General features: G+C 37.1%; 20 protein-coding genes and 2 pseudogenes. 5 read left to right on the top strand and 17 right to left on the bottom strand.

Translation table 11 applies throughout. The features are described from left to right. The first annotated feature begins 34 nt into the window (after nt 1–34). Nucleotides 35–472 carry a phage integrase N-terminal SAM-like domain-containing protein gene (locus tag OK344_RS13475; protein ID WP_265144875.1) on the top strand — a complete coding sequence of 146 codons (438 nt, stop codon included), beginning with the start codon at nt 35–37 and terminating at the stop codon, nt 470–472. After that, nucleotides 450–578: pseudogene (locus OK344_RS13480) on the top strand (IS91 family transposase); the annotation flags it as partial. The gene OK344_RS13475 and the pseudogene OK344_RS13480, both read left to right, overlap by 23 nt. Before the next feature lie 249 nt (nt 579–827). Here the strand turns inward: OK344_RS13480 and OK344_RS11135 are convergent. The 6 genes and pseudogenes from OK344_RS11135 to OK344_RS11160 all read right to left on the bottom strand — a co-directional run bounded on the left by OK344_RS11135 (nt 828) and on the right by OK344_RS11160 (nt 7,638). Further along, nucleotides 828–2,066, bottom strand: coding sequence for an erythromycin esterase family protein (locus OK344_RS11135; protein ID WP_265144854.1), 1,239 nt, complete (start codon nt 2,064–2,066; stop codon nt 828–830). 468 nt (nt 2,067–2,534) lie between these two features. Continuing rightward, nucleotides 2,535–3,494, bottom strand: a complete 960-nt coding sequence (locus tag OK344_RS11140; RefSeq protein ID WP_265144855.1) for an immunoglobulin-like domain-containing protein — start codon at nt 3,492–3,494, stop codon at nt 2,535–2,537. A 21-nt stretch (nt 3,495–3,515) separates the two neighbouring features. After that, nucleotides 3,516–6,091, bottom strand: a pseudogene (locus OK344_RS11145) (TraG family conjugative transposon ATPase). Beyond that, nucleotides 6,088–6,456, bottom strand: coding sequence for a DUF4133 domain-containing protein (locus OK344_RS11150; RefSeq protein WP_061085371.1), 369 nt, complete (start codon nt 6,454–6,456; stop codon nt 6,088–6,090). The pseudogene OK344_RS11145 and the gene OK344_RS11150 overlap by 4 nt, the downstream one beginning before the upstream one ends. Then, nucleotides 6,443–7,297: a DNA adenine methylase gene (locus OK344_RS11155; RefSeq protein ID WP_061085370.1), complete on the bottom strand. Its 855-nt coding sequence runs from the start codon at nt 7,295–7,297 to the stop codon at nt 6,443–6,445. The genes OK344_RS11150 and OK344_RS11155 overlap by 14 nt, the downstream gene beginning before the upstream one ends. Before the next feature lie 26 nt (nt 7,298–7,323). Further along, on the bottom strand, nt 7,324–7,638 hold the full coding sequence (locus tag OK344_RS11160; RefSeq protein ID WP_265144856.1) for a DUF4134 domain-containing protein: 315 nt from the start codon (nt 7,636–7,638) through the stop codon (nt 7,324–7,326). 556 nt (nt 7,639–8,194) lie between these two features. Between OK344_RS11160 and OK344_RS11165 the strand changes: the two genes are divergently transcribed. Continuing rightward, nucleotides 8,195–9,394, top strand: a complete 1,200-nt coding sequence (locus tag OK344_RS11165) for an alcohol dehydrogenase catalytic domain-containing protein (protein ID WP_027374817.1) — start codon at nt 8,195–8,197, stop codon at nt 9,392–9,394. Nucleotides 9,395–9,509: 115 nt separating this feature from the next. Here the strand turns inward: OK344_RS11165 and OK344_RS11170 are convergent, their stop codons facing one another. The 7 genes from OK344_RS11170 to OK344_RS11200 all read right to left on the bottom strand — a co-directional run bounded on the left by OK344_RS11170 (nt 9,510) and on the right by OK344_RS11200 (nt 17,001). Continuing rightward, complete coding sequence (locus tag OK344_RS11170) at nt 9,510–10,415, bottom strand: helix-turn-helix domain-containing protein (RefSeq protein WP_034722849.1); 906 nt, start codon at nt 10,413–10,415, stop codon at nt 9,510–9,512. Nucleotides 10,416–10,529: 114 nt separating this feature from the next. Then, on the bottom strand, nt 10,530–10,784 hold the full coding sequence (locus tag OK344_RS11175; protein ID WP_027374815.1) for a SemiSWEET transporter: 255 nt from the start codon (nt 10,782–10,784) through the stop codon (nt 10,530–10,532). A gap of 53 nt (nt 10,785–10,837) precedes the next feature. Beyond that, entirely contained in the window at nt 10,838–13,243 is a 2,406-nt protein-coding gene (gene uvrA, locus OK344_RS11180; RefSeq protein ID WP_265144859.1) for an excinuclease ABC subunit UvrA, read from the bottom strand. Between the two features lie 176 nt (nt 13,244–13,419). Further along, nucleotides 13,420–14,313, bottom strand: a complete 894-nt coding sequence (locus OK344_RS11185) for a bestrophin family protein (protein WP_123870229.1) — start codon at nt 14,311–14,313, stop codon at nt 13,420–13,422. Nucleotides 14,314–14,353: 40 nt separating this feature from the next. Beyond that, nucleotides 14,354–15,121, bottom strand: a complete 768-nt coding sequence (locus OK344_RS11190; protein WP_265144860.1) for a GLPGLI family protein — start codon at nt 15,119–15,121, stop codon at nt 14,354–14,356. A 238-nt stretch (nt 15,122–15,359) separates the two neighbouring features. Further along, nucleotides 15,360–16,199 carry a hypothetical protein gene (locus OK344_RS11195; RefSeq protein WP_265144861.1) on the bottom strand — a complete coding sequence of 280 codons (840 nt, stop codon included), beginning with the start codon at nt 16,197–16,199 and terminating at the stop codon, nt 15,360–15,362. A 187-nt stretch (nt 16,200–16,386) separates the two neighbouring features. Beyond that, the gene (locus OK344_RS11200) at nt 16,387–17,001 is read right to left on the bottom strand and encodes a DUF6624 domain-containing protein (RefSeq protein ID WP_265144862.1); all 615 of its coding nucleotides are present in this window, start codon (nt 16,999–17,001) and stop codon (nt 16,387–16,389) included. A gap of 552 nt (nt 17,002–17,553) precedes the next feature. On the opposite strand from OK344_RS11200, the gene OK344_RS11205 reads away from it, so the two are divergent. Continuing rightward, the gene (locus OK344_RS11205; protein ID WP_330697460.1) at nt 17,554–17,886 is read left to right on the top strand and encodes a hypothetical protein; all 333 of its coding nucleotides are present in this window, start codon (nt 17,554–17,556) and stop codon (nt 17,884–17,886) included. A gap of 55 nt (nt 17,887–17,941) precedes the next feature. On the opposite strand, the gene OK344_RS11210 is transcribed toward OK344_RS11205, so the two are convergent. Continuing rightward, the gene (locus OK344_RS11210; RefSeq protein ID WP_265143445.1) at nt 17,942–18,529 is read right to left on the bottom strand and encodes an ATPase; all 588 of its coding nucleotides are present in this window, start codon (nt 18,527–18,529) and stop codon (nt 17,942–17,944) included. Between the two features lie 465 nt (nt 18,530–18,994). Here OK344_RS11210 and OK344_RS11215 point away from each other — a divergent pair, with 465 nt between their 5' ends. After that, complete coding sequence (locus tag OK344_RS11215; protein WP_265144863.1) at nt 18,995–19,996, top strand: IS110 family RNA-guided transposase; 1,002 nt, start codon at nt 18,995–18,997, stop codon at nt 19,994–19,996. A 54-nt stretch (nt 19,997–20,050) separates the two neighbouring features. Here the strand turns inward: OK344_RS11215 and OK344_RS11220 are convergent, their stop codons facing one another. The 3 genes from OK344_RS11220 to OK344_RS11230 form a co-directional block, all read right to left on the bottom strand. Beyond that, nucleotides 20,051–21,019 carry a virulence RhuM family protein/type II toxin-antitoxin system death-on-curing family toxin gene (locus OK344_RS11220; protein WP_265144864.1) on the bottom strand — a complete coding sequence of 323 codons (969 nt, stop codon included), beginning with the start codon at nt 21,017–21,019 and terminating at the stop codon, nt 20,051–20,053. 782 nt (nt 21,020–21,801) lie between these two features. Next, nucleotides 21,802–22,533, bottom strand: coding sequence for an adenylate/guanylate cyclase domain-containing protein (locus OK344_RS11225; RefSeq protein ID WP_265144865.1), 732 nt, complete (start codon nt 22,531–22,533; stop codon nt 21,802–21,804). Continuing rightward, entirely contained in the window at nt 22,533–23,114 is a 582-nt protein-coding gene (locus tag OK344_RS11230) for a Pycsar system effector family protein (protein WP_265144866.1), read from the bottom strand. The genes OK344_RS11225 and OK344_RS11230 overlap by 1 nt, the downstream gene beginning before the upstream one ends. Nucleotides 23,115–23,355: the final 241 nt, after the last annotated feature.

The following is a 23,355-nucleotide window of genomic DNA, read 5'->3' on the forward strand; positions in this document are numbered from 1 at the left end:
TGCCTCGAGCGAAGTTAACGGTTTTGCCGAACTTCTGCAACGCTTCGAAAGAAATATTTCCATCCTGGGCAGAAGCAAGCGTACCTTCGACAATTATTCCAGGCACGTTGCAGCCTTAGCGCTTCATTTCGGTAAAATTCCTACCGAATTAGACCCGGAAGACATCAAAGATTACCTTTTTGAACTTCAAAAGCGATCAAAAACCACTTCTCAGTCGTACTTTAAACATACCGTTTACGGACTGCGGTTTTTGCTGAAAACCGAAGGCTTGCCTTACAGCTACCTCCATCTTCCCGCGATTCCAAAAGTGAAAAAACTTCCCACTATTTTAAGCCGTGAAGAAATCTGGCGAATGCTTCAAAGTGCCGAACTCCTGAAACACAAACTTCTCATCGGCCTGATCTACGGTTGCGGACTGCGCTGTATGGAAGTAAGGAATATCAAGCTTCACACCCAAAACGCTGCTCAATAAATGCCGGTGCTGCAAGGAAGGAAACCTTGTGACCATTGCTATTTTTGGGCAGCGCGGTCCACCGCAGGAATTTCTTTTCGTCACCCAATCTTTCTCTGCGAAATAACCTTTGCGGGTAAGGGAAGCTGTGCCCTACAGCCGGTAAAACCCCGCAGAAACCACTTCCAAAGGCTACCTAACGCCACAAAAAAAGCAGTCCTTACGAAAAAACTGCTTTGTACCTCTAAATTCTAAAAACGACATCCCCATAAGAGGACCATCATACTGCTGAAAAGCCACCGGAGCTTCCGTTCAACGGGCTTTCATCTTCTGTCCTGCGGACAAGACGAAAGCTTAGTTATTAGCTGTAGTCTCTTTATTTTGAATAGTGATTTAGTAATTTTGAGTTAAATGATTTATTAATAAAAATCAGATAATCAAAAGAGTCTGCAACTTTCGTTTTCTTAAATTCATTTTTGTCTGTACCAGAGCCGGTCTTACGAAATGGAATTTCTTTTAAAATCCATTTGCCAAGATTGTTATTATCATTTTTTATTGCTTTTAAGTCTAATATAAAAATTGGAATGTTAAGTGAATTTAAATAATATTCTAAAGTTCCAGGATATGCAGTTTGAGAATTATAAGTGCCTATTTTTTGATCTATGCTTGCAGAATAAACGCCTTCATAAAACGCAAATCCAATATTTTTATAGTCGTCTAAATAATCTTTATGTAGCCAATAACCCATTTTAGATTTATCTAATTTTGATACATGATAATTATGAGCAGAAACAATTATTTTGGAATCTTGATTGTTTTTCATTAACCATTTTATATTTTCTGCCATGAATTTATCTCTTTCCGTTGAACTGCCTGTTTGAATTTTTTGTTCTATAATTCGAACGTTCTGTAAATATCTTTTTTTTTCATCTTCATTTTTAAATGAAATTTCTTTGTGTTTTAGTTTTTCTAAAACAATTTGGATTTTTTCTTGACCTTTTTTGCTATATTTTCTTGTTCCTTTGTTCTCTTCTTTTAAGATTTTGTTTAACTCATTTATTTCATCAGTTGAAATATTATTTTCTTGAAAAACTTCTTTAATTTGTCTGATAGCACCATGAGTATATTGCATATCAAATCCGTCGAACTTTATTTTTGGAATATTTTGGTCATTGTATTCTTTTAACCAATTTACAAAATTTAGTGTCTCTTCTGTCTGCCACAACCAAAAATACATATGTTTAAGAATTGTCTTAGGATCTGCTACTTTATCAATAATATATTTGTTCATCACAAAACTTTCAGGCATATTAGCTTCTAAAGAGAAAAGATTGAAATTTTCATTTTTAATCAAATATTTACTTATTCTATATTTCATTTGATAAACTTCACTTGATCCATGTGTTGCTTCTCCCAATCCAATAATTTTTGATTTTCCAACTAATTTTTCGAGAATTTTCAAGTCATCATTTTCTATTTCCTCTGAATTAAAGGTTTTTAAAGGATAAATGAATTTTGTTATATAATCTTTCTCTTGTGTGCTTAAAGCGAATTTTTGTTGTGCATTTAATGATTGAAAAATGAAAAACAGTAAATAAAATATTTTTACTTTCATATTTGCGGTTTTTGAGAGATTACAGATTATGGAAAAAGTATTGGCGAAGTGCGGGCTAAATTGGACGAAAAGTTCAATTGCGACCAAACGTAGCCGATATTTTTTCAATGAAGTAAACTTACATAAAAACTACGAAATGGAAAAATAGCGGCGGCTGAAAATTACAAAGTTTTCAACTTAGACTTTTACCCCGCCTTTTGCAAATACTATGTTGAACTAAACCTCCGGTAGCTTTTCCCAATCGCATAAATTAGTTACTTTGTAAAGTAAATTAAAAAATGACTAAAAGGGCAACAAAAAAAAGAGAGCTAAAATCAATAAGCAAGAACCTGGTGTGGCGGAATACTACTGTGCGCGGTGCCGGAAGTGTTTAGACGGCAGAGAAAAATGATTCTTCAGAATCCGTAAAGTGAATGCCGTCTATATACTGGAGGGACTGGTGAAAGACTATGCATTCTTAGAAATTTTTTAATTAATTATTCTAAATTCCGAAAGCATAGGGTCTTTTTCATACGGAATGCCTCTAAAACTAAGCCCTGAGCCAGACTTACTGTAATAATTTTTCAGAATGCGATAAAGTCCGGGTTTATATTGGTACTGTTCCGGATAGAACTTAAAATAAAATCTTTCCTGGAAACCTTCCGTACCGGGATGCAGAGTATATCCTATATCCTGCACGAAAAAACTCAATTTTATTTTTTGCCAATCTTTGCCGTTAAATTTTTGAAGCTCATAACGATCACCAAACAGTATCGTGTTTTTGGTATTGTTAATCACTTTGTAAAACACTTTATTCTTCAGTTCAGACATTTTAAAGGTTTTGGGAATTTCAAGGAAAACCTTCTGCTCGAGCCCTTCTATCAACGGCGTGTAGACTTTAAAATTATCTGTCGCAAAACCTCTGTTTAGATCATTATTATCGATGAAAAATGGTTTATTGATTCTGTAATTTCCAGGAAAATTTAATCCACCATCAAATTTTGGTGAGAAAGTTAAATCGTATCTTCTGCCGGGCTGCAGCCCATAAGCCATTTCAGGAAATACAATGTGTGAATTGATGACATTCCATTTATTATCGCTGTAACTTTCCACCTGAAATTCTTTGCCAAATGTTATCGGCTTATCTGAATTATTAAATACCGTAAGCGTATAATTCTCCTCAAGTTTTTTGAAATTAATTGAATCTTCTTTAATCCATACATACACTTTCTTTTGAAAGGTGTCATTCTTGATATTTTCAGTTTTTGAAGATATTGTTTCCGCCACATTCTCTTGAATTACAGGGTGAGTTATCATCTGTTTTGATGCGCCCTTTTTACTTTCACAACTGAAAAGCAAAAAAAGAATAAGAAAAACCCATTGTGCATTTGCTTTGTGTGATAGGGTAATTGCCATTACCATAAACACGGTCATTAATAAATTTTTCATTTTTTAAAATTTTTAGGATTTTTATTTATTCTGATGGTCCAAGAGTGATAAACCCTTGATCTTTTTCAGTGATATTTTTTTGATGGCGGCTTCAACATCCCCGCCCATTTCATGCGCTAGATCCATCACTTCCATTTTCTCCGATTCCTCCGTGGTGTATGCCAAATACTCCTGCTCGCTCACTTCTGTCGCATAGACCGCTGAATGCGTTCCTCCAAGTCCTATCCATACTTCCTTATACTTGCGCTTTGGGTCATTGTCCTGATTGATCGAAAGTATCTGCGATTTTTCCCGTTCTGTAAGCCCGAGCATATTCTGGATCTCGTCAAATTTATTGGCGTATTTCCGCTGGTCGAGTAGTATCTTGCAGTCACTGTTGTTGATGATTGTTTCCTTGACTATGGGAGACTGTATGATATCATCCACTTCCTGCGTAACCACAATCGCCTCACCGAAAAATTTCCTGACGGTTTTAAACAAATATTTTAAATATTCTGCCATCCCCTCTTTAGCAATGGCCTTCCAAGCCTCCTCTATGAGTATCATCTTACGGATACCTTTTAACCGACGCATCTTATTGATAAAGACCTCCATAATGATGATCGTAACCACAGGGAACAGTATTTTGTGATCTTTGATCGCATCAATTTCAAAGACAATAAATCTCTTATTAAGCAAATCGAGCTCTTTTTCTGAGTTTAGTAAGTAATCGTATTCACCACCTTTGTAATAGGGTTCCAGCACATTTAAAAAGTTCGCCAGATCAAAATCTTTCTCACGTACTTCTTTGTCCTGAAGAATCTTTTTGTAGTCCCCTTTGATATATTCGTAGAAAGCATTGAAACAAGGTCTTTCAGAACTATTCTTAATTCTTTCGATATATCCTGCGACTGCATTGGAGAGTGCCACTTCCTCACTACGTTTAGGAGCTTCGTCGTCCCTTTTCCATAATGTGAGGATCAAGGTCTTAATGCTTTCTCTTTTCTCGATATCGAAGACATTATCTTCGGTAAAAAAAGGATTGAATGAGATCGGGTTTTCCTCGGTATAGGTGAAATAAACCCCGTCTTTTCCCTTAGTCTTACCTTTGATCAGTTCGCAAAGACCCTGATAAGAGTTACCCGTATCAACTAATAGCACATGAGTTCCTTGCTCATAATACTGTCTCACCATATGATTGGTGAAGAATGATTTTCCACTTCCATTTTTTGGGTGGGCTGGCGGGCTACTCAATTAAGAATAGCCCGCCAACCCCCAGATGGCCCTAAGATGAAACGGTTTCTATTCGTGATAATCCCCTTTTTCATGGGAAGATCACTGATATCCAAATGCACCGGTTTCCCAGTCAGCCTGTCCGCAAGCTTGATCCCAAAAGGAGAAAGTGAATTCTGATAGTTGGTCTCCTGCGTAAAAAAACACAATGCCGGTTCGATGAAAGTGTAAAAGGATTCTTCGGCAGGAAAATCTCCGGCATTGCCCGGAATTCCCGCCCAATATAAAGTGGCAGCATCTACGGTATTATGACGGGGCTTACATTCCATTAACGCAAGCGCACTTCCGACATCATTTTTCAGGTTGCGTAGCTCCTGGCGGTCTTCACTCCACGCAAATACATTATAATGAGCCCGGATCGATGGTGAACCGTGGGAGTGTGCTTCATTCAGATAACGCTCTATCCATTCTTTATTGATCTGGTTCGCCCGGCTATAACGTGCCAATGAGTGCATATTTCTGGCGGACTTCTCAAATTTCTTAAGGTTTTCAGAACTATTATCGATGAACAGGTACTGGTTATAGATGTGGTCACAGCTCAGCATCAGCCCCACAGGACTGGCAAAAGACAACATACAATCACTGCGATCTGTGGAAAGCCTATCATAGCGATTGCAGTCTGAAACAGCTCCCGGAAGATCGTCTGTACTGGATAAGGTATGAAGTACCATCCTCTTACTTCCTATCCTAAGTTCCTCTGCTCCCAGAGCCATATCCTGCAGAACGGGATTGGCATCACGTGACAGTGTAAAATACTGTTCAAGGATTCCGGTTTTCCCTTCGCTCCCCAATATTTCAGCTTCACCCAGCTGATCCATTGTTATATGACCACTGTCATTGATGATACGCTGGAACTGGCTTACCGATTCCAAGAAACGCCGCATTCCTTCCTTATCCCTTATTTCTTTTGGAACAAGATTGCCCCTGCACAAACTGCTAAAATTGCTCTGGGACTGCATCCTTGCTTTTGTGGTCTTTGTAAGGAAAATATAACAGTAGTGGTTCAGAAACGGCCGCTCATTAAAATGCAGCTGGAAAGAACGCGACAAAAAACTATGTTCAATTCTTTCAAGATCCGGCTGATAGTTTTCCTTTAAATACCAGTCCTGTTTGTGCAGGATACTATAATCAGGCAAAGTCTTGATCGCTTTACTCCATGAGGAATGAATGGATTCGTATACATCCGTGCCCACCGTAAAAATTTCCGGTAGCCTTACACGGAAACACACCGTAAGGTCTCCTTCTTTCGATATAATACAATCGTTCTCAATTGCAAGGAGGGGAAAACGGCTTTCTAACGTAGTTGTTTTAGAGATATTTCTCATGATAGCCTTGAAGATTTAGTGTTAAAATTTTGGATTTTCTCACCTTTTGCAACCGAGTATTTAAGGTAAGATTGTACAGGTTTACGGGTGATGATAAATTGTGGATGCTTTCTTTTCGCACCTAGCTTCATCAGCCCATGTTCACCGTACTTGTTGTTCAGACTGAAAGTTTTCCAAACAATCAGCGATGCAGAAATACAGCCGACCGAAAGGCAGATATACATATTTACGTCAGCCATGTACAGCACCATAACCAGGATCAGGACCAATAACAATCCTCCGGCAAATCCGAAGAGATACTGCGCTTTCAACCCTTTAAATTCGACTGTACAGCCGATACCTTTATTGATGTTATAGGTTTTCATGTTCTTGGGATTTAAAGTTTAGGGTCCCCTGCACGATAGCAAGGTCATAGTTGGCGGTCAGCACTTCGATCTTTTTCTTGGGTACTTTTCCGGAATGTTTATCGACCAGTACATCTTTCTGCATTTTGACAGTGTGCCAATTAAGATCCCGGCTAAATTTGTTCAGGAGATCACTGGGATAACTGCTCAATAGAAATTTGCCTTTTGCACGGGACAGGCATAATAGAAGAGATTCAAAATCATGTTTGCTGTACCCGTCGTAATGACCGCAGTCACTGTTAAAATAAGGCGGATCACAATAGTGAAAAGCCTTTTCATGATCTCTTGAATTAATAATCCGAATAGCATCCGTATTTTCGATCTGAACATTCTGAAGTCGTATAGCATATTCCTCGGAGAATGATGCTCGCTTATTACTCAATCTTCTAGTGGAAGTCTGATCCCGAACATCATAACCCCATGAATCACCGATCTTTGCGCTGAAAGACTGATTGCATAGAACCCAGACTGCCCAGGCTCGTTGTAATCTGTCAAAGAGATGGGGATTGTTATAGATCACCAGCGCATCGCTATGAAGGGATCTACTGTGAAGCGTTATTCGGATCATTTTTTCCAGTTCAACAAACTGATTTTTGACCATCTCGTAAAAATTGATCAGCTCACGGTTGTAATCGTTGATCACCTCAACCTCAGACCTTGGTTTTGACCAGAATATCGCTCCTCCCCCAACAAACGGTTCAACGTAGGTATAATGGGGTGGAATAAGCGGTATAATGATCTTGGCCAGCTGTTGCTTTCCGCCATAATACGTCAGTGGCGTAACCATCTTATTTTTTGCCATAATTGAAAAAAATTAATCGGGTTAGCCTAAAGGAAAAATGATCGCAAAATGGTCGCAGCGACAATCAGGAATATACAGGCGCCGAACCAGCTCGCCGCTGTCTTTGAAGTGTCAGGGTCACCCGAACTGAATTTGTTGTACACTTTAACACCTCCGATCAGTCCGACCACAGCACCGATAGCATAGATCAGCTTTGTTGCCGGATCAAAATAGCTTGTAACCATCTGCGTGGCTTCCTGGATACCTGCAGCACCATTTCCCTGCGCAAAGTCCCATTGCTGATAAGCGAAATAAACAGCAACGCCAGCAGAATTTTTTGTCTTGATTTTTTCATGTTTCATTACATTTTAAGTTTGTAATACCCGCCTATGCGGGCTTGGAAACAAAGGTGTTGCAGATAGTATCAGAGTTGGGGGCTGGTGGTATGAGAGGTACTAAGTTTGCCGTTGTTTTCCTAATGTGAGTACCGGGAAACAAAAAAACCGTCAGGCTTTAGAAGCTGGCGGTTATGCATTTTTTTGAAAATGATTCCAGTAATTTCTTTTACTGATTCATATCTTACTTATTCGCGTTTAGTATTCATTACAGATTTGGTTTATCCCAAAAATAAAATTCTGGTAAGTCATTATTCCCAAACATTACTGGATAAATTTTATACTAAAATCTTACAAAAATAGGTCTCGCTCCATAAATTATAAGTGCTTTAAAAAGCAAGGTTTCTACTATTCTCATCATAACTGGATCACAGAACAATAGAACGATCCTTGATATTAGAATAAGCATTCTCCGTTTCTGAGTTCAACATGTTTTATCGGACTAAATATTGCTTAATTTTGATATATAATCCTCACAGAACGAGGGAATACAAACATTTATAAACCATCAAAATAAAACATTATGGCTAGTAACAGAGGAGTGGTCTACAAAGGCCCATGGAACTTAGAAGTAAATGAAATTGCCTATCCCACATTCCAGAACCCCAAGGGAAAGGACATTCATCATGCGGTAATCATTAAAGTGGTCTCCACAAATATTTGTGGCAGTGACCAGCACATTTTTAGGGGACGTTTCTCAGTACCTGTGGGACACGTATTGGGTCATGAAATCACAGGCGAAGTAGTTGAAATTGGAAAAGACGTAGAATTCATCAAGGTAGGTGACATCGTTTCAGTCCCTTTCAACGTTTCCTGCGGACGGTGCAGAAACTGTAAAAATGGAAATACCGACGTCTGCGAGACCGTTAATCCGGATGCTCCTGTTGGCGCTTATGGGTTTGACCTGGGAGGCTGGTTAGGTGGCCAATCTGAATATTGTCTTATCCCCTATGCTGACTTTCAGCTCCTTAAGTTTCCAGATAGAGAACAAGCGCTGGAAAAGATTTTAGATCTCACATTAGTATCTGACATTCTCCCAACAGGATATCATGGCGCGTATGCTGCTGGTGTTACAACAGGATCTACTGTTTATATTGCTGGTGCTGGACCAGTGGGACGCTGTGCTGCAGAATCAGCAAAGCTTCTTGGAGCTTCCTGCGTTATTGTGGGAGATATGAACAAGGAGCGGTTGGAACTTGTCAAACAGGCGGGAATGGAAACTGTTGATCTTACCCTTGATGCCAGTGTAGCAGAACAGATCGAACAGATTCTCGGAGTACCGGAAGTGGATGCCGGTGTGGATGCCGTAGGTTATGAGGCACATGGACATGGTGATGAAGACTACAAAAAAGAAAATCCCAATGCAGTTATCAATGATCTTTTCGATGTTGTCCGCGCAAGCGGAGGTATAGGGATTCCAGGTATCTATACTCCTTCTGACCCAGGAGGACGTGATGAGAACGCTAAGCACGGTAAACTGACTGTCGACTGGGGAAAAGGTTGGCTTAAGTCATTGCATATTCAAACGGGAATGGCTCCAATTGGACGTTACAACTATCAAATTATGCAGGCCATTCTATGGGGCCGTATCTCGATGAAAACGATCATGAACCCGCAGGTTATCAGTCTTGACGAAGCACCACAAGCCTATAAAGACTTTTCGGATGGTTCAAGCAAAAAGTTTATTATCGATCCACATGGCATGATAAAAAACCGTTCGTAAACTCATGTAGAGCGAAAATAAAAAGTAAAGGTGGGGCATCGAATAAATGTCCCACCTTTTTTTAATTTCTCAGCTTAACCAATTACATACCTATTTAACGCGCACTTTGCGTTAATCAGTGTCTATATTGGCCCGGAGAAAGCCCCTCAAGCCTTTTAAAAATTTTAATGAAATGATTCACATTATTAAAACCTGATGCATAACAGGCTTCGGTCACAGTAACGGAACTGTCAGCCATTATTTTTTTTGCATGGTCTATGCGTGTACGCAGAACAAATTCCAGTGGAGTTATGCCCAGTATATTTTTAAAATATTGATAAAAAGATGATTGGCTCAAACAGCATTCTCTTGCCATCTTTTCAACAGTTATTTTTTCCGTAAGATGCTTATGCACATAATTGATTGCCGGTTGAATTCGATTGTCATACATTGATTGATTGCTGTTCACTGACAAACGGTTCTGGGTCTGAAGAAGCCTTAATAGAAGTACTTTAAGAGACAGGTCCGCAATTGCCTCTTTTGCAAAACCTTCCTCCATACTAAGGTTAACAAGCTTATTGAGACTTGCTACCAGCTCCATGCTATTCTCGAAATGCTGATGCGAAAAATCAAGTTTCCATTCAAAAGGTGCCTGATGATTTGAATATCTCTCATTTAGATAGTCAAGATTTTTGTGAACAGTATTCCAGTCCAGTGTAAGAGTGATACATTGCACGGGACGATTTTCATCTGCGTCTGGAAAACCTACATTCATGGTTAGTCCGTCAGGAAGGATCACACTTTGACCGGGCAGAAAGTCAAATGCCTCCTGACCCTCCACGGACATCACTTTTTTACCTCTCATCATACTTGAAACCACCAATCCACCACTATATGAAAGTATTACATTGTCACTTTTATGAAATGTTTCAAATATGTTGAGCTCACAGTTCGGAAGATTAAAAGTCCTCCGGTGCTCCAGTCTGGAATCCAATTTAGAACTGTCGCTTAAATTTACGGGAGTTATCCGATAAGATTTCATACTTAAGTCTTTATATATTTACTATTGACCAAATAAAATTTACTTAATCCCAATTTTCGCAGCCGCCAGATTTGATCGCAGTGTGCCATACATTTCGGATCTGCACCTGTTAAATCACTTTCTGGAAATAATACAGTAAGCCAGGAGGGATAAATTGACCAGAACGGCAAAGGCATTCGATAGGATGATCTGCCAATCTTGTTTCATGATTCCATACCAGACCCACAGGGAAAGGCCTGAAAGTAAAACAATAAGTGTTAAGATTGAAATGTCATCCGCATTTCTGGTTCTTATCACCTTTATCAATTGGGGCATCATTGCAAATGAAGTTAAGACACCTGCAATGAGTCCAATTACGTCTGTATTCATACGACATATTTATTTTGTTAATAGCGGACATTTCGTCCTTTAATTTTCATTTTTTAAACATAGGCAGCCAAATATTTAGCTGTTTTGCTTTGCTTATTCTTAGCTACATCCCTGGGAGCTCCTTCAGCAATTATCTTTCCGCCATCTTTACCCGCACCGGGTCCCAGATCTATAACCCAGTCACTGGAAGCCACAACATGCATATCATGTTCAACCGTAATCACCGTATTTCCGGCATCAACCAAAAAATTCAGCTGACCTATCAATTTTTCCACATCAGACGGATGCAGTCCTGTCGTTGGTTCGTCCAAAACGTACAAGGTTTTCCCTTTTTGCGTACGCTGCAGTTCCGATGCCAATTTGATACGCTGTGCTTCTCCCCCGGATAATTCTGTGGCTGGCTGTCCAAGACGTATATAACCCAAACCGACCTGTCTGAGGACTTCAAGACTTTGCCTTAAAGACCTGTCGCTGCTGAAAAAATCCCAGGCCTGATCCACAGTCATGTCCAAAACTTCGGCAATATTTTTATCGTCATACTTTACTTCCAGTGTTTTGTCATTATACCGGGTTCCCTTACAGGTCGGACATGGTGTATAAACACTGGGAAGGAATAACAGTTCTACCATAACAAATCCTTCTCCTTTGCAGTGTGCACATCGTCCCTTGGCTACATTAAAAGAAAAACGTCCCACATCATACTTCCTTTTTTTGGCTAGCTCAGTTTCAGCAAATAATTGCCTTACCCTGTCAAACAGCCCCGTATAAGTTGCCAGATTTGAACGTGGTGTTCTGCCAATTGGCTTTTGGTCAACTCGTACCAGCCGTTTGATGTGTTCCATGCCGGTTGTGATAACGCCTGAAGTATGAATATTGGTTTCCTGTGATAGTTCAGGCTGTTCATCACTACTTTCCTCCATATCCTGTCCCAAATAATCCGATATCAGCTCTACCAGTGCCTGACTTACCAGACTGCTTTTACCTGACCCTGAAGTACCTGTAATACTGGTGAGAACGCCCAAGGGAATTGACACGTCCAGGTTTTGGATATTATTTCTGGTGACATTGATCGCACGCAGCCAGTGTTCAGCTTTCCTGACAACCTCTTTGGTGACAGGAACCGGATCAATATAATGACGGGTTACCGACCTTTCTACAGATTGCAGTCCTTCCAGGGGACCGCTATATAATATTTCCCCGCCATTGGCTCCCGCCTGTGGCCCAACATCCACAACCCAGTCACAATGCCGGATAATGTCCACCTCATGCTCTACGATAAACATTGAATTGCCTGCATCTTTCAATTTTATCAAAACAGCCAACAAGGCTTCTGTATCTGCAGGATGAAGACCCGCAGAGGGTTCATCCAGAACGTAAATTACGCCAAACAGATTTGAGTGTACCTGTGTCGCCAGCCTTAACCGCTGTAACTCGCCGGGGGAAATACTTGGCGTGCTCCGCTCCAGCGAAAGATACCCCAGACCGAGATCAATCATGATTTTTAGCCGTGCAACGAGATCGATCGCAATATTTTGGGCAACGATAGCTTTCTCAGGATGTTTATCCTTATCTTTAGATAAAAATCTACCTTCCGCATATGGGGTAAAAATGGCCATCAGCTGAGATAACGACTGATTGGATAGATCAGCGATGTCGAATCCCTCAAATTTTACAGCCAAAGATTCTTTTTTTAATCTCTTTCCGTGACATTCCGAACATTCCGTATTCAGCATATACTGTGATACCCGCCTCTTCATCATCTGACTGTTGGTATTTGCAAATGTTTGCAGAACATAGCGTTTGGCACCGGTAAAAGTTCCCATATAACTTGGCGGCAATTTCATTTTCACTGCCCGGTTTACCTCCGCTGCAGACAGCCCTGAATAAACGGGTACTGTAGGTGTTTCATCGGTAAACAGGATCCAGTCCCGTTCTTTTTTCGGCAGATCCTTCCACGGCTTATCGACATCAAATCCTAAAGTCATCAAAATCTCCCGGAGATTTTGCCCTTGCCAAGCCGAAGGCCAGGCAGCCACAGCCCGTTCACGTATTGTCAGGGAATCATCCGGTACCATCGATTTTTCTGTGACATCGTAGATGCGTCCGATACCATGGCATACAGGACATGCTCCTTCCGGCGTGTTGGGAGAAAATCCTTCTGCATAGATGATAGACTGTTTGGGCGGATAATCCCCTGCCCGGGAATATAACATCCTCAATAAATTGGAAATAGTCGTTACACTTCCCACTGTAGAGCGGACGGTAGTTCCTCCCCTGCTCTGTTGCAGGGCAACAGCCGGGGGAAGTCCATGAATGGCACTGACTTCCGGAACATTCATTTGATTAAATAAACGTCTTGCATAGGGTGAAACTGATTCCAGATATCTTCGCTGTGCTTCCGCATAGATCGTACCGAATGCAAGAGAAGATTTACCGGAACCCGATATCCCCGTAAACACGACAAGTTTATTTCTCGGAATATCGACATCAACATCTTTTAGATTGTGTTCCTTGGCTCCCCTGACACGTACAAAACCCTCGAAATTCTGTTCGCTTGGACTTTGATCTGAAAGGCCTCTCTTATTAGAGCCTTCTGTATTTTTACCAAAAATTTTCATAAAATAATGCTTTAAGGTTACATAAGATAAAATCCCTGCGGCTCAATCGGATCTGGGATTTCCTTCTCATTTAATAGTTGACGGATATTGATCTCTATCGTTCGTGAAAGTGCGGTCATAGGCGTATCCGTAGGGCTGTTGCTGAAAGGATCCTGAAGCCTATGCGCTAGCATTTCCAAGAAAAAAAACATCATCGAAACCGAAATAAGAATGACAACCTGCAGCACAATGTTTAAGTGGAACGAGGATGACAGACTCAGAAAAACGGCAAACAAATAGATGGCGGCATGCAATATCTGTCCAAATGTGGGTGGAAAAACGGTATTTTTAATCCGCTCTGCCCTCCCCATCGATGCTACCAGATCATTTAATGTTTTTTCTATCTGAAGCAGAGCAAATTCATTCAGCAGCTTTTCATCATAAAGTTTTTTCAAGCATCCATTCTGTAATTGACTGATCGCAAGGGGAACATTTGAATGTTCTTGGAGCTTTTTAATTTCCTCTTCGCTGAGCAAATCTTCCAGAACAGGCCAAATATCCTGCCGCCTCAATGATCTTTCTAAGGCTCTGCACCAGCCAATCTGATAATGGGAAATTTTAGCCACATCTACGTTTTCAGTTTTCACATAAAGCTGGAGCTGCAGGATCAGAGAACGGCTGTCATTTACGATTGCTCCCCAGATGGTACGGGCTTCCCACCACCGGTTATAGGACTGGTTGATTTTATACGATAACAGAATCGAGATCGCAATACCCAATGTTGTCGCTATCTGAATGGAAATATCCGGCGCATAATCTGGTAAATAATATGGTAATAGACCAAAAGTAACCCCCAGAAGGGCAACTGTAAACAATTGTACCTTAATTTCATTTAATAGAAATTTAAATGGAACTCTGCGGTTTATAATCATGGGATTTTCTATTTAACATTATTATTAACCTGTTGTGCATTTAGCACAAATTAACTTTTAGTTTATTCAAACTTCTTTTGAAGACGAAAAAATTGAGGTATTGAATCATCGTAAAAGAAGTTATTTTCGACACTATCCTTGTCGCCAAACCTTGAAAGGTTTTTGCAAAGTTCACGTTTATTGTAAACTGGCCGCATAGTTGCGATATATTGGTTTCAATCCGTTTCCTTATTTTTGATTTTGTCCTTGAAAACTCTACAAAACCATGCTGGTTTTTCCTCATCGGGACCGAAAGATTTATCTTGGAATAGTTGAATATTTGGAAAATCAATCCAGGTAAACCATGAAATTTATAAGGACCTTCTGGAACATTTATTTCTTTAGAAAACCAAGCCGTCCAATTTCTACCACCGAAATTTGTGGTAGCTTTTTGTAATGTGTAATTTTCAAATTTTTTGGTTTCTTTTTCGAGATTCCAATTAATTTTGTCTTCGGTTTCAAAAACAAAAACATCATTAATTAAAGTATAATTTTTATTTGTGTTTGAATTTTTTAATCGAACAATAACAGGAGTTGAAGTGTCCCAAAGTTGGCTGTTTTGTCCTTTTGTAATATTTGTTGAGTCAATGGTAACATAATGATAGTTATAAAATTTGATATTTTCAGGATTAATATCTAGCGTCATATTTTCTTTTTTGAAATCAGTTTGTTTCGGATTTTGTTTATACTTAAATTCATAAATAAAACGATGAGTTTGAGCAGAAATTAATCCGAAACTAAAAGTAAAAATGAGAAGGAGATATTTCATAATATATAGTTTTAAACGGCATTTTTGGAACTATTACAGCTAACGGGAAACGCATTGGCGAAGTGGCGGAAAAATTGGACGAAAAGTTCAATTTAGACCGAACGTAGCCGATGCTTTTTTCTTACACTAAATTACTCCTTTTTGTGGAATAAAAAAGCAGCGGCGGCAAAATATTACAAAAAGTTCAACTTTCCCATAACCCCGCATTTTGCCAATACACTGTTAGCTGTAGTCTTTTTTATTCCACTTTTTCAAGTTCAAGAATTGTTTTTGTTCCATCAATATTTTTGTATTCCAATTTTACAAAACCAAATTCCGGATTGAAAAATGATATTAGTTCAGTTTCTCCAATCCTACTTTTTGCTTTTGAATGAATTATAAAACATTCTAAATTTCCCAATTTTGTTAGAATAGTCTTCTTGTCTACAATTTCATAATCATAATTGTTTTCAATTCTACCTTTCCATTCAAACCATCTTTTATCTGACCAATTATCTCCAATATCTAACTTCCAATTCCATTTTGTTCCGATTTTATACGGAGCTTTTATGTAAGGAAAAGGATTAAGTTCTAAAATTTGAAAAAAGCCATTTCTTGGAGGGTGAATCCAAATATTTGGTTCATTTTCAATTACACCAGTTATTTCCATTGTTAAAGAACGGCTATTTTTCATAATATATTCGTATGAAATTCCGGTTTGATTATAATCGTCAATTTGTCCACTGAATGGATTTCCTAAAAGTGGTTTTAGTTTAATTTCCTTTATAGTTTCTTCATTTTGATTTTGAAATTCAATAAATTTCCAGCCAAATATGCTGTAATTTTCCTTTTTAATTTCTTCTCCTTTCGTTATTAGGAATTTTTCTCCTTTAAGATTTTTATAATAATAGGAAAAGACAAAAGCTTTTCCTGTAGTATAAATTTTGTTGTTTGAGTTATAAATTACATCGTATTCTTTTGCCGAATCAGATTTTTCAACCAAAATTCCAACATCATCTAAAACATAATTTTCAGAAATATTTTGAGAAGTACAAGAAATTGGGATTAGTGAAATTAGAATAAATTTTATGATTTTCATTTTGTGCAAACGGTTTGGCAAAGATTCTGACTAACGGAAAAAGTATTTACTTCATTCTTGCTTATTGATTTTAGCGGAATCAGTAAATTGCTTTTTTCGTAGCACTAAATTAGTGAAAAAAGTGATAGGGAAAAGTAATTGCGACAAAATATTACAAATATTTCAACCTTGTGTTTAACCCCGCATTTTAGCAATATGTTATGTGTATATCATAATTCGGCTTGAACTGAATATTGAAATTCTTTAAATAATCCTCTATTGGTTCCAATCCCATTTCTTTTCTTCTTTCGTTCACAGTTTTAGGATTTTCTAATTTATATAGTTTACCATTTTTTATTTGCGAACCATATATTTGAGGTTTTCCTTCATCCATTAACATCCTATCTTTCATCAATGCGTATTGTTGTTTAGATAAGTCTCCATTTTTTACCGCTTTCTCTATTTGTGGAAAATACTTTTTTCTGATTTCTTTAGTACTATGTTGCAGTCCCAACCAGATTGCATCCATTTGTCTTTGATCCACCTCCTTTAATGTTGGCATACCACACTTTTCAATAATGCTAATCACTAATTCTTGATTCCTATGATCTTCTTTAGCGTATTTGATGAATTCATTTGATTTTCTAATCCTTTGGTCACTTTCTAAAACTTCGCTCAAGATTTGACGTTTTTTGCTGCAATCAACTTCAATAATATCTACTGAACCTACATAGACAAAATTATCCCTATTCATATAAAGGAATATTGATATTATTAAAACAAGAGCGGTTAATATGCTGAATATTATTTTTTTTATTTTCATTTCTATTTTTTTGTTTATTCCATTGTTTAGTAAAGGTGCTTAAAAAAAGGCAACCTATTTTAGTACGATAGATTGGCAAAGATTCTGACTAACTTTAAATTAATTCAGTGATAATCAAATAGTTATAGATTTTAATTTTTGACCATTTGATTATTCAAAATAGTGAAAATTTCTTCGTTAGCGGCTAAAAACAACTCCGTTTTCGAGTAGGGGAATTACAGCTAACGGTTTGGGTATTGCCGAAGGCGGGGATTTTTAGTACAAAATTTCAATCTAAGTACGAAAGTTGAACCTTGCACAAATTTCCAATCGAAGCCGTTGAACCCCGCTTTTGGCAATACCTTCTTTACTTTACATCCATAAAATTAATACCTTTAAAATAAACAAGACAGAGGTGAACTAACAATACCCTTAGAGAGTAAAAGCCTCATCTAACATATCAGTCCTCTGCCTTGTTTTAAAAGGTTGAAAAAGCTTTAGATAGAATACCAGATTACCCAGATCTAATAAAGATTTTAAAGCAATTCAACATTAATTTAACACCACTAAATTATGAAAAATTACACAAATTTCATCGGAATCGATGTAGCAAAATTAACGCTGGATTACTGCATGATTACCCCGAACCCACAGCCCGAACAGGGCCAGATACTGAATACGCAAAAATCGGTGGATAAGTTTTTAAAAACATTGAAAAAAGCCGGCTGCCAGATGAATGATACCCTTTTCGTTTTCGAGAATACCGGCATCTATTCCTCGTTGCTCGCCTTGGTTTTAAGCGAAAACAAATATGTTAGCTGTAGTCCGAATTTACGGTTTTATTTTTACGATTTTATTTTCTCTAATAACTACAATTTCGCTATTATTTTTTCTCTTGAATTCTAGCATTTTCTCATATGCTTTTTCAAGACCTTTTACGATTTTATTTCGTCTTTCAGTTTTAGTTTCCTTTGTCATGATAATTTTTTAATTCATTAAATTTTTCTACATTATGAATATAGATTTCTTCATCAATATTCTTTTCAGCAATTAATTCGTGTTTACCTTCCGAATTGTCAAAAATCAAAACTTGATCCACAATTGGTAGATAAATATTGAAAAGATTATTGATTCCATTTTGAAATCGTCTTTCAATCACTTCTTGAGGAATATTATGTCCGCCTTCTTGAACTCTTAATTTTACTCTTTCTTTTGCCAACTCCGAATTTTTGAGCCAGAAGAAAAGTAGAGTAGTATGGTATCCATTTTCTTGGGCTTTAAGGATTTTTTGTTTGTATGTTTTTGTGGCTAAAGTTGTTTCAAATGCGAAGTTTTCATTTTGTTCAAAAAGTTCATCAATTCTATTAAGCATTATTCTTCCTGCTTCAAATGATACTTTTTCGGGTTGAAAAGGAGATAAACCTTTTGCAATTTCATCAGCATTAACAAATTCTTTACAATCGAGAATTTCAGGTAAAATAGTAAAAGATGCTGTAGTTTTTCCAGCGCCATTACAACCAGCAATTATGTAAAGATTTTTCTCTTTCATAACAACAAATTTAGTATTAATTTCTTGTTTTTGCTAAATTTCTTTTGAAAACGGTATTTCAAATCGGATTACAGCTAACGGAAAAAGTATTGGCGAAGTGCGGGCTTTCGAAGAACTTTAGTTCAAAGAAGTCTGAACGTAGCGAATGCTTTTTCAATACTGCTAACTTACAAAAAATTGCAGAATTGAAAAGCATGAGCGGATTAATATTTCTGCTTTTCAATTTTGCACTTCGCCACGCCTTTTGCCAATACAATCTTTACTTTACATCCATAAAATTAATACCTTTAAAATAAACAAGGCAGAGGTGAACTAACAATACCCTTAGAGATTAAAAGCCTCATCTAACATATCAGCCCTCTGCCTTGTTTTAAAAGGTTGAAAAAGCTTTAGATAGAATACCAGATTACCCAGATCTAATAAAGATTTTAAAGCAATTCAACATTAATTTAACACCACTAAATTATGAAAAATTACACAAATTTCATCGGAATCGATGTAGCAAAATTAACGCTGGATTACTGCATGATTACCCCGAACCCACAGCCCGAACAGGGCCAGATACTGAATACGCAAAAATCGGTGGATAAGTTTTTAAAAACATTGAAAAAAGCCGGCTGCCAGATGAATGAGACCCTTTTCGTTTTCGAGAATACCGGCATCTATTCCTCGTTGCTCGCTTTGGTTTTAAGCGAAAACAAACTTGATTACGCTCAGGTTCCTGCGCTGGAAATCAAACGCTCTCTCGGAATTACACGCGGCAAAAGCGACAAAGTAGACGCCAAAGAGATTGCAAATTACGCCAGGCGAAACACTGATAAAATTGCACTTTCTGCGCTTCCGGAACTGAGCCTGCAGCAACTCAAAATCGTGTTTGCCGAACGCGAAAAAACCATTGCCGCCATTAAGTCGTTCGAAAGAACCATGGAAAACGAAATGTACCTGAACAAAAAAGTTTTCACCAGCGTAAAAGCCATCAACCGACAAACGGTGAAACAGCTCAAAAAGCAGCTTGCAGCGCTTGATGACAGAATTAAAATCCTGATCCGCGAAGATGAAATTCTTTACAAACAACAGCAACTTTTAAAAAGCATTCCGGGAATTGGCGAGATCACTTCAGTCTATCTTTTGATGGTCACGAAAGGATTTACAGCATTTACAAACGGACGGAAATTTGCCTGTTATTCGGGAGTGGTACCCTTCGAACACACCTCCGGAACGAGCGTCAAGGGGAAAACCAGGGTCAGCCATCTGGCGGATAAAAAGATGAAATCGCTACTGCATATGGCCGCACTCACTGCAATAAAATATGATCCTGAACTCAAGGCATATTACCGCCGGAAAAAAGAAGAGGGAAAACACACCATGCTGGTTCTAAACAATATTAAATGCAAAATGGTGTACAGAATTTTTGTCGTTATTGCGCGAGAAACAAGCTTTGTGAACCTGCATAAATTTGCAGCATAATTTTATCACTTTTTGTTTGCTTTTTGTCATAGAATATGTTAGCAGAAGGCAGAATTAGGAAATAATAAGGTTACAAATTAATTTTATCATTAAATCTTTTTCATTAGGATCACTTTGTGCAACAAGTAATGCCAAAGCTGTTAATGCATTATCATTAATTTTGTTTTCTCCGTTATTTTTTAGTAAATGTTTATTTTTTTCTAAAAACCAAATAAATAAAAAAGCACCAATTCTTTTATTTCCATCTGAAAACGGATGATTTTTTATCACAAAATATAGTAAATGGGCTGCTTGCTCTTCAATTGTTGGATAAAGATAAATTCCATCAAAAGTTTGAGTTACTGATTTTAAAATTCCTCCAAAACTTGAATCTTTTTGATTTCCAAAAAGTTCTGTAGCTTCTTTTTGAGTAATAAGTTTTGTTTTTAATTCGGAAATAGCTGTACAAGCTTCGTTGTAATCAATTTCATAAGTGATATTTGAGTTGAGTGAATTGAGTTCAAGTCTGTTGCTATCAAATTGATTGAGTAGAATGAAACTTTTGGTATATTTGGTTAGAATATTTAAAAGACCTTTTGCTTCATTAACTTGGTTTGTTTGCGTATCGGTCTCAGCTATAATTTGTATTAGTTGATTGAGTTCACTCAACCTTTTCTGATTTATTGAATAACCTTGAATTAAATATTCTTTCAATCGATTTGTTGCCCATATTCTAAATTGAGTTCCTTGTTTGGAATTCACTCGATAACCAACTGAAATAATTGCGTCTAAATTATAGAATTCGATTTCTCTTTTAATGTTTCTTTTGCCCTCTTTTTGAACCGTTGCATTTTTTGCAACAGTTGAAATTATATTTAACTCTTCCTCTTTATAAATATTTCGTAAGTGTCTTGAAATTACAGATTTATCTCTACCAAAAAGTTCTGCAATTTGATTCAAGGAAAGCCATACAGTATCATTTTCAAACCTAACTTCGATTTGAGACTCACCATTTGAAGATTGATATAATTCAATTGTATTCACCTTTCAAATATAGTGAAATTTAGTGATGATTTTGTCTATAACTGCTTTCTGCTAACGGAAAAAGTATTTGCGAAGGGCGGGAATTCGAAGAGCTGAAAGTTCAAGAATTCAGAAACGAAGCAAATGCTTTTTCAGATTGTCTAATTTAGAGAAAAAAACAATATGAAAAGCAGTTGCGGATTATTTTGATATAATTTTCAGCTTTGATTAAACCCCGCATTTTGCAAAACCTATGTTGTGCGCAGTATTTTCGGTTCGGCGACTTAATTCAACCCGTTGAATTCAGTCAGAGAATTGAAAATCAAGCACGACATTTTTTTTTCGAAATCAAAAAGTCAGCGTATTTATTCACGCACTTTTGTCCAGGTCTGATCCAGAGAATTTAAGTCAGCGCATTTTGTTCTTTAAAACTTCAGTCAAATTTTAGTCAGAACAATTTTGAAAAAATCAGCGCTAAGTTTTTGAAAAAGTCAGCGTTATTTTGTTAGCGCAAAAGTCCAAATGTCAGTGCTGCAATTTTTAGTCAAAAACTCTAAAAAAATCCTGAAAGTTATAGTCAAAACCGCGCTTGTAATATTGCGCACAACGGGAAAGGGCTTGGCGAAGGCGGGGATAAGAAAGACAGAAATTCCAACTAAACCCGAACCGAGCAAAAACCATTTTCGTTTTTTCAAATTTACAAAAAAATAAAAACGAAATGGTTTTTTGCGGCGAAAAGTGCTGAAATCGTCAAAATGATAACTTCAACCCCGCTTTTGCCAAACCCATGTTATCGGCAGTTTTTATTTACAATTGTTCTCTACTAACCAATTTTCCATGTCCGTCATAACAACATTTCCGTGGTAACAATATCTTGAATTATTCCACGCCAATAATCCTTTGTTATGTTCGTTCAGATTTTGATATAAATCAGAAGCAACCATCATTTCCCTATCTCCAAAATTTTTGTTTCCATAACTACATAGTTTCCTTGCATAATTCACCACATCTCCCATCCATACAACATCATTTAATCCACTTCCGTTATATCCCGCCTTAATCATTAAAACTCTGCCGAAATCCATGCCAATTCCCACTTTTATTGGTTCTACATTTATCCTTTTATATTTACAATTTAAAGTGTCAATAATTGAAGATAGTTCTGCTGCAGTAGAAAAAACACTGTCAATTTGAGTTTTATATTGGGCGTCAAAAATTCCCCAAACACAAGCCCCGTGTATATTCACTTCTGCGCAATTAGAATTCCCATTAATAATCGCAACACATTCAGAAATATATGACCTGTAAATTTTTGCAAGAGTTGGTCTTCTATATTTTTGTGGCAATTGCGTTGAACTTCTTATGTCTATGAATAAACAAGAAGTTTTGGTAACATAATAACCGTTTGTATATGTTAATTTATCTCTAGAAGGGATTTTCTCAACCTCCTCATAAACATTATCTGAAGAGTTGATTATAGCATCAATTCTTTCACGGCTTTTTTTAAAATCGTAGTAAACATGATTACTTTTCATTATTTTAAGAAATAAATTATAATATTGATAAGCATTAAAATAACAGAAGAAAATAAAAATCTAATTGAATAAGTTACGTTTTCAAATTTTTTCCAGGCAATTTGTGAATTAATATAAATTTGTTCAGATAATTGATTTATATATTCATTCTCATTGTTGAATTTTATCTTAAAATCCTTCTTATACTCATCGTAACTATTGAATTTTTTGCAAATGTGTCCAAAATAAATTATTGAAGTAGGATTATTGTTTTTTAGTCTTGGATTAATAGCGATAAAACTACAGTAAGTACTAACTAATGCTGAAATTACTGTCAAAATAGTTAATGTAATTGTTACACAATCTTTTTGCACAAATTCATATACATCACTTGCATTTGTATATAAAATTGTGAAAATAACCCCATAAAATGTTAAAATAAATACTGCTTTAGTATCGGAATATTTAACCCAATCAATAGTTTTATTTAGTATATTCCAGAGTTCTTCTTTCATGCTTGTTTTTTTTAAAATTGCCGATAACGGGAAACGTATTGCTGAAGTGCGGGCTTTTACACCTGAAATTTCTACTAAAAACTGCACGAAGCAAAAAATGTTTTCCGCTGACTAAATTAATAAAAAAATGGAGGCGGAAACATTTTTTGCGACTAAATTTCACAAAATCTTCAACGCAAGAGCCTTCAATCCCGCATTTTAGCAATACGATGTTGAACTAAACCTTCGGTAGCTTTCTCAGCGCTATATTTAGTTACTTTGTAAAACTAATTAAAAATCAGTAAAATGGCAACAAAAAAAAGAGTGTAGAAGAGCTTAGAGAAAACAA

It is taken from the genome of Kaistella yananensis (assembly GCF_026107505.2).
GTDB lineage: Bacteria > Bacteroidota > Bacteroidia > Flavobacteriales > Weeksellaceae > Kaistella > Kaistella yananensis.